Source organism: Chloroflexus islandicus, assembly GCF_001650695.1.
Lineage (GTDB): Bacteria > Chloroflexota > Chloroflexia > Chloroflexales > Chloroflexaceae > Chloroflexus > Chloroflexus islandicus.
The window spans coordinates 41553-49922 of record NZ_LWQS01000061.1; the positions used below are offsets into that span (position 1 = coordinate 41553).

Consider the following 8370-nt stretch of genomic DNA (forward strand, 5'->3'; position numbering starts at 1 on the left):
GGGGCAGGTTTCCAACCTGCCCCTCTACGGATACAGGCAGGGTTAAAACCCGCCCCTACCGCCACTGTTGCAACCGCGCCGCCCAATCGCGCCCCGCCCGGCGCAATTGCTCTTGTTGCCGTTCCAACACGACGTAAGCCAGCAACATCAGCAACCCCAGCAATCCCAACAAGAGCCACTGATTAAGCAGACGTGCCGCATTGGCCGCTAGCCACAACACACCCAACACAAAACTGGCAATCCCCCCGACAAACGGCACTCGCAAGCGCGCCAGCGCGCCGTAGGCGGCTACCAGCAGTGACTCGCCGCCGACCAGCAGGATGTAGCCGATATTGTTGGGCGATCCAGCCGCTTGGAGAAAGGTGGCGCCGAGCAAGACTGCGACACCACTGGTATCGATCACGCGGGCCAGTTGATCGTGGCGTTGGAAGTGACGGATCCCGTTCGCCAGCGCGAGCAGATAGACGCCGACCGGGATCACATAGAACTGCATCTCGCGCAGATCCCAGACGAGGAATTGGCCAAGGCTGGCGGCAACAAAGGCCGCGCCGGCCAGATAGGCGTACTCGCTGCGCCGTTCGCGCACCGTCGCCGTGGCCAAGACTACGCCGGCGTTGATCAATGCGACCACCAGCGCACGCAATTCCAGCATTGCGATCGCAACGGCAATCACTGTCGCCAGCAACGGCAACCAGAGTGTAGCGCGTTGCCAGATCGCCCCCAACGCCAACCGGCGCACGGCCCAGCCGGCCACCATAATCGGCGCCAGCGCCAACACCAACCACGCCGCCTGCCATGGCCCGGCCACCCCCGTCTGCGCCATCCAGCCGGCAAGGCTGCCGATGAAGGCAGTAACGCTCAACCCAGCGCCGATCTCGCTCTGCTCGAACACTGCGATCACGGCAATAATTAGCGCACAGAACAAGAACGGCAGCGCGAGACTGCTCAAGCTGCTGCTTGCGAGCAGCGCCAGCGCGATCAGGGTAGTCATACCGCCAATACCATAACTATCTACTCCGAGCGCGCGCACCGTTGCATCCATTCGCCACCGGCGCCCGCCGGCGCCGCCAAGGCCAAGGATCGCCGCCGTGAGCAGCAGCGTCCACCCAATCACCGGCGCATTGTGGGGGAAGAGCCAGTTGGCGATACCGCCCACTGTGACCACCAATTGCACCACTGCGAGACTCATGATCCGCCAGCGCCGGTAGGCTGCTGCACCGAGCGCCAGAATGACGGTCGCACCGCCGGCGGCCAAGGGTAGATTGGCAGCACGTGCCGGCGCTGCCAGCGCTGCCAGCAACGCCGGCACCGGCAACGCCAGCGCCATCGCCAAGGCCAACTGCGCATACGGACGGTCAAACTGCGGCCAGCGACGCAGGATCAGCGCCATCGCGCCAGCGCCAGCGCTCAGCGGCAACGCCAGCACTGCAAGCGCATCCAGCTCGCCTTCCCAACGCAGAAACTCGCCGGCCACCGCCAGCAGCCACGCCCACGCGAGCATGAACGCCGCCGGATAGCCAAGCTGCCAGCGTTGCCAGATAACACTCAGCACCAGCCACACTGCGCTCGCAATGAGCGCGGCGCTCAGAGCGGCCAGACTCGGCTCAAAAAGCGCGCCAAGCAGCAACAACGTGCTGGTGCCGCCGAGCATTCCGCCCCAAAAGAGGGCCGGCAACGTCCAATATCTAAACGCACCGCGCCGGAGCAGACTGCCACCGAGTCCATAGCTGCTCGCCACCACCGTGCCGGCGAGGAGGTAGTGGTCAAACGTGTTCAGCCAGCCAAGCCGTTCGAGGCCACTCGCCACCACCGCCAACGCCGCGGTCAGACTCGCCAGCGCCCACACACTGTTGCGCTCACGGAACGCATTCCAGCCGTAGAGCGCAGTTGCTAGCGCCAGCGCCGGTATGCGCAAGGCCGGGTCAAGCCATGCGGTGATGAAGGCCCCCAACGCGATCAACGCCGCCCCCATCCAACGCAACACTGGCGGGGCATAGCTGATGCGCCCGCTGAACGGCGCTGCGTGCAAGGCAAAGCCAACGCCGCCAATAAGCAGCGTGACCAGCCCGCGCTGGCCCCACGGCTCAACCAACGACACCGACCATGCGGTCAGCAAGCCAATTGCAAGCCCCAACACCACACTGCCGGCCAACGCGCGGTTGGGTTGCAGCAGCACCAGCCGCCCGCGTTCGAGCAGCCCAATCACCACCCCACCGGCTAGCAGCAGCAACGGATAGCTCTGGCCGATAGCCGTTCGATCGAGTACACTCAACAGCACAACCATCAGCAATAGCGGCGCGATGGCCAACAACGGCGTCGCATACGCCTGCCCGCGCCGCTCAACCAGCGCCGCCATCCCCACATACCCCAACAAGAGGGCGGCAAAGCTCAGATTCACCCAGCGCAGGCCAAGATCGGGCAGAGCCGACCCGATCAACACCGCCACCGGCAACGTCAGCGCCATCGCCCACATCCAGCGCGGTTGCCGTTCGATCCACGCCGCAACCGTGCTGAACGCGCTGCCCAAACCAAACGCGATCATCGCCGGCAAGGCCTCGCTTGCCGTTGGCGCGGCGGCGAAGAGGCTCAGGCTGACCAACAACGATAGCGGCGGGCCTGCCCACTCGACAATCCGCGGCCCCAACGCGAGCGGAGCCGCGCTGCTGCGGGCCAACCGGCGGGCCACCAACAGCGCGATAAACCACAACCCAAATGCCCACACCGACTGCCAGCGGGTAGCGACCTCCCACTGCCAAAACGCGCTACCCAACGCGCCAACCGCAGCAGCACTAGCCGCCACGCTGTAGAACACGCGGCGGGTGGCATAGGCGCCGACGATGTAGAGCAGCAGGCTCAAGCTACTCACCGTTAGCAAGGCCGTATCGGTATCGAGATTGAGCAAGCCGGGCCGGGTGAAAGAGAAGATAACGATCGGCACCAACAGCGCCGCCACTGAACTGAGATTGCGTCCAGCGGCAGCAAAGCCTTCCCGCCGCTCGACCCAGCGCCCCAGCCCCCACAACCCGCCAGTCAAGATGGCCAATATCCCCACTTGGACAATCGGCGGGAAGCTGTTCCAGTTAAAGATCACCAGCACCAAACTGGAAATAACCACCAAAAACGCACCGATCACCAACAGCATCCGGCGCGTACCGAGCGAGAGCAGGGCGGCAAAGATTGGCGGAATCCGGTCGGCCCGTGATGGTTGGGAAGGGAGCGGTGGCGACGGCGGTGCGCTAGCCGGCGTAACCGGTTCGGCGGTAACTGGCGACGACGGCGCCATACTCGACGGCGCAACCGCCGGTTCAGGCGCAGCCGGCATCATGCTCGGCGGCACAATCGACGGGGTTGCAACCGGTGTGACCGGTTGCGCAACCGCAGGCTCAGGCAACGGTTCGGGCGGATTTGGCGCTGGCGGCGCAGAGCGAACATCTGCCGGCGCCGTAGCGCCCTGTTTCTGCAACAGCAAGAGCACTTGCTCGGCGGTAGCGGCATCAATTTGTTTCGTTTGCAACCAAAAACGCACCAACTGAGCGAATTGATCCTCCGGTTTGATCTTAAAACCCGTCGCCATCATTCCCATGCCAAATCCGACGCCCCATGCGGTGAGTAATAGTGGCAATAGGCAACATAAGACCAGCAAGATCAAACTATTATCCATGCAGCACTCCGGGCGTGACAACCGGTACAATAAACCTATCATAGCAGACGGAAACCGCTGAAACGGTAACATTTTTTGCAAAATTTTTGGGCAGGTGGAAGAGGGGGGTGCGCGTGGCCTCTGGTCATTGCGCGGGTGCGCAGCGCCTGTGGCAATCTCCCCCTTCGGCGGGCAGGCTCCGCTCCCGTGCTCGTGGGGGATTGCTTCGCCGCGTGTGGGCAGAGCATCGCTCTGCCCCTACCGTCCGGCTCGCAATGACAGGGGTTATCTGCCATTGCGCGGGTGCGCAGCGCCCGTGGCAATCTCCGCCTTCGGCGGGCAGGCTCCGCTCCCGTGCTTGTGGGGGATTGCTTCGCCGCGTGTGGGCAGAGCATCGCTCTGCCCCTACCGTCCGGCTCGCAATGACAGGCGGGGAGTGCGCAACCCTTGCTCCCCCAACGATCGAGCGGGTGAATCTCCCCGACGAACGGTAAACATCTCTCCCTAGCAAGTGATTATATCAAGTGAATATCATCATCATATCTAGCAAAACATACCCAAGCGAGGCAAGCATGCAACAAGAGCGGATCTCTTCCATTTCACGACCGGCCACCCGGTTTGAAATGCCTTACCGGCTAGCGCAGTTTTTGGCCGTCCTGATCACGATTAGCGCGATGTTGGGTGTCGCAGCGGCCTGTAACGCGATCGCCGGTGTCTAAGTTCGCATATCACTCGTCCCTGCGTAAAAACGATGCGGCATGATGCCGCATCGTTTTTTTGCCTTGAAACGCTATGCAGCCGGCGTGGTACAATAAAGAACAGGAACGTACCAAATGGTGCTTCGCAACCATTATTATTTGTGATTTTAATAACAAAAAACTGGCAACCAACCATCTGCAACCAAGGAGCGGGCGAGGCATGAACGAATGGAACGGCTTCTACGGCCCCAACGCCGGCTATCTGATCGAGTTGTACGAGCGCTACTGCGCCGATCCCAATTCGGTCGATGAGGCAACGCGGGCCTTTTTTGCCCAATGGACGCCGCCCGGCGTAAGCGCGGCCCCGACCGGTGAGACTGGCCAACCACCGCTCGACGTGACCCGCATCGTCGGTGCGGCGCGCTTGATCCGCTACATCCGTGAATTGGGCCATCTGGCGGCCCGGATCGATCCGCTCGGCAGCGACCCACCCGGCGACCCCGGCCTCGAACTGGCTACGCACGGCGTGACGCAGGCCGATTTGGCTGCACTGCCGGCCCATATCGTGCGCGGGCCGATCGCGTCTCAGGTGCGCAATGCCGCTGAAGGCGTCGAGCGGTTGCGGCAAGCCTATTCCGGCTCGATCGGCTATGAGACCGACCAGATTCAGGATTACCGCGAGCGGGCATGGATCCGCGAAGCCGCTGAGGATCGCCGCTTCTTTGGCGGGCTTGACGCCGAGCGCCAGCGTGAATTGCTCGACCGCCTGACTGAAGTTGAGACCTTCGAGCGGTTTTTGCATAAGACCTTCCCCGGCCAGAAGCGATTTTCGATCGAGGGGTGCGATATGCTCATCCCGATGATCGATGCGATTATCCGCAATGCGGCAGTGGCCGGGACGAAAGAGGTCGTAATCGGCATGGCCCACCGTGGCCGGCTCAATGTGCTGGCCCATATCCTTGGCAAGCCCTATTCGATGATCTTGACCGAGTTTCACTCGCCTGACTATACCAAAGATACGTATGACGGCTGGACGGGCGATGTGAAGTACCATCTCGGCGCGCGCAAAGCCTATCGCGAGAGCGGGATCGCCGAGATGCCGATTACGCTGGTACCAAACCCCAGCCACCTTGAGTTTATCAATCCGGTGGTCGAAGGCCGCGCTCGCGCCGCGCAAGAGCGCCGCAACCGGCCCGGCTTCCCCGAAGAAGATGAGAAGGAGTCGTTGGCGATCTTGATCCACGGTGACGCTGCCTTCCCCGGCCAAGGGATTGTCGCCGAGACGCTCAACCTCTCGCGCTTGAAGGGGTATCACATCGGCGGTACGATTCACATCATTATCAACAACCAAATCGGCTTTACCACCGATAGCAACGACTCGCGTTCGACCCTCTATGCCAGCGATCTGGCGCGCGGCCTTGAAATTCCGGTGGTGCATGTCAATGCCGATGATGTCGAAGCCTGCGTCGCCGCCGCTCGCATGGCCTCGGCCTACCGCGAGAAGTTCCAGAAGGATTTCTTGATCGACCTTGTCGGCTACCGGCGGTGGGGGCACAACGAAGGCGATGAGCCAGAGTTTACCCAGCCCAAGATGTACGAGCGGATCCGCAACCATCCGACGGTGCGCGAGATTTGGGCCCGCGAGCTCGAACGGCGCGGGATCATCACTCGCGAAGAGGCGCAAGCGCGGGTTGATGCGGTGATGAACAAGTTGCAGCAGGCGTTCGAGAAGGTACGCGAACGGCAGCGGCTCGCCGCGATGTTGCCGCCGGCGCCGCCGCCTGCCAATCCGCTGCCGCCGCGCCGCCCGCCGATCTTCGCCCGCCCGGTCTCGGCCAAGACGTTGCTCGAACTCAACGAGGCGCTGCTCGACCGGCCCGAAGACTTCACCGTTCATCCCAAACTCGAACGCACGTTGCAGCGCCGCCGGCAAGCGATCTACGAAGAGAACGGCATCGACTGGGGCCACGCCGAGGCGTTGGCCTTTGCTAGCATTCTCGCCGATGGCACCCCCATCCGGCTGACCGGCCAAGACAGCGAGCGCGGCACCTTTAGCCATCGCCACGCAGTGCTGCACGATGTCACCACTGGCGCACGATTCATCCCGCTGCACGCAATTCCGCAGGCGCGCGCTTCGTTTGCCGTCTATAACAGCCCGCTTTCAGAAGCTTCGGTGTTGGGCTTTGAGTATGGCTACAGTTCGCATGCACCCGACACGCTAGTGCTGTGGGAGGCGCAGTTTGGCGATTTTGCCAACGGCGCGCAGGTGATCATTGACCAGTTTATCGTCAGCGGCCATGCCAAGTGGGGCCAGAACCCTTCATTGGTGATGCTGTTGCCGCACGGCTACGAGGGCCAAGGCCCCGAACACTCAAGCGCGCGCCTTGAGCGGTTTTTGCAACTGGCCGCCAACGATAACATTCGCGTCGCCAACTGCACGACCGCCGCGCAGTACTTCCATCTGTTGCGCTATCAGGCCGCTTCGTTGTACGCCGATCCCAAACCGCTGATCGTGCTGACCCCCAAGAGTTTGTTGCGCCACCCGCGCAGCAGCTCATCGTTGCGCGATCTGACCGACAGCCGCTTCCAGCCGGTGTTGGGGTTGGGCGCTGAAGCGCCGGCGCCGGAAGGTGTGACCCGTGTGATCTTGTGCTCAGGGAAGGTGGCGATCGATCTGATTTCCAGCGCCGAATGGGAGAAGACCGGCGGCAGAGCCGATCTGTTGCGGCTAGAGCTGCTCTATCCCTTCCCGGCAGACGAGTTGCGCGCAGCGCTGCAACGCTACCCCAACCTGCACGAGGTGGTTTGGCTGCAAGAAGAGCCGCAGAATATGGGAGCATGGACATTCGTTTGGCCGCGGTTGCAGCAGTTGTTGCCGGCTGGTGTGAAGCTGCGCTACGTGGGCCGGGCCGAGTCAGCCAGCCCCGCCGAGGGTCTACATAGCATTCACGTGCGCGAACAGGCCCGCATTCTGCGTGAAGCGGTGGCCGACCTGCCGGAAGCGCCTACGCCGGCGGTGACCGGGGAAGAGTCGCTGGCGCGGTAGGGGATGTACGTATGCCTGAGCGGGTGCTGGGCGCTTGGGGGGGAGATTGCTTCGCCGCGCGTGGACAGAGCACCGCTCTGTCCCTACGCTCGGCTCGCAATGACATGGGCTATCTGTCATTGCGAGGGGGCGCAGCCCCCGAAGCAATCTCCTGCTTCAGCGGAATCTATGCCTGAGGGGATGCAGGTCGTGCTCCGGGAGATTGCTTCGCCTCGCTCCGCTCGGCTCGCAATGACACAGGGAGAGCGGCGGCTCGCAATGGCATGCGGAGAGCAGAGTCGCAGCCGCACAGCAATCGCTTGAGCATATATCACGACAGTATGGGAATAGTCCATCCTAGGTCACGATAGATAAGTAGAGGTAGGTTACGGCATGGCATACGAAATCCGAGTACCGTCGCTCGGTGAGTCGATTGTCGAGGCGACGGTCGCGCGTTGGCTGAAGCGCGAAGGGGAAGCAGTCGCTACCGGCGAGCCGGTGGTCGAACTGGAAACCGATAAGGTCAATCTGGAAGTGGCGGCTGATCAGAGCGGGGTACTGGCGAGCATTGCCTGCCCCGAAGGGACGACGGTAGCGATCGGAGATCTGCTGGGCACAATCGAGGCCGGCGCCCTGCCGAAGGAGCCGCCGGCAGCAGCGCCGGTCGCCGCCCCAGCGCCGGCAGTGGCGGCAACGCCGGCAACCGAGGTGATGGCGACCCCGGTTGCGCAGAAAGTGGCTGCCGAGCACGCGATCGATTTGCGCACGGTGCCGGGCAGCGGCCCCGGCGGGAGGGTGACGAAGGAGGACGTGTTGCGCTTGGTGTCGAGCGCCGGGCCAAGCGAGGCGACGGCCAAAGCCGACGAAGCGCGCATGCATGTCTCGCACCCGGCCCCAGCGGTGATCGAGACCGCCCCACCGCCCCCACCCCCCCCCCCCCCCCCCCCCCCCGGCCCCCCCCCCCCCCCCCCCCCCGCCCCCCCCCCCCCCCCCCCCCCCCCCCCCCC

At 63.3% G+C, this 8370-nt stretch carries 4 protein-coding genes; 3 read left to right on the forward strand and 1 reads right to left on the reverse strand.

What is annotated here, in order from left to right; genetic code table 11:
- Nucleotides 1-55: 55 nt before the first annotated feature.
- On the reverse strand, nt 56-3661 hold the full coding sequence (locus tag A6A03_RS12420; RefSeq protein WP_082908967.1) for an SCO7613 C-terminal domain-containing membrane protein: 3606 nt from the start codon (nt 3659-3661) through the stop codon (nt 56-58).
- Between the two features lie 551 nt (nt 3662-4212).
- Between A6A03_RS12420 and A6A03_RS20620 the strand changes: the two genes are divergently transcribed.
- From A6A03_RS20620 to A6A03_RS12430, 3 genes are all read left to right on the forward strand, one after another.
- Nucleotides 4213-4359, forward strand: coding sequence for a hypothetical protein (locus A6A03_RS20620; RefSeq protein ID WP_172812312.1), 147 nt, complete (start codon nt 4213-4215; stop codon nt 4357-4359).
- A gap of 199 nt (nt 4360-4558) precedes the next feature.
- A complete protein-coding gene (locus A6A03_RS12425) occupies nt 4559-7384 on the forward strand; it encodes a 2-oxoglutarate dehydrogenase E1 component (protein ID WP_066788720.1) in 2826 nt (941 codons plus the stop codon).
- Nucleotides 7385-7756: 372 nt separating this feature from the next.
- Nucleotides 7757-8370, forward strand: a 614-nt coding sequence (locus tag A6A03_RS12430; RefSeq protein WP_172812313.1) for a biotin/lipoyl-containing protein, incomplete at its 3' end; no start/stop codon positions are given.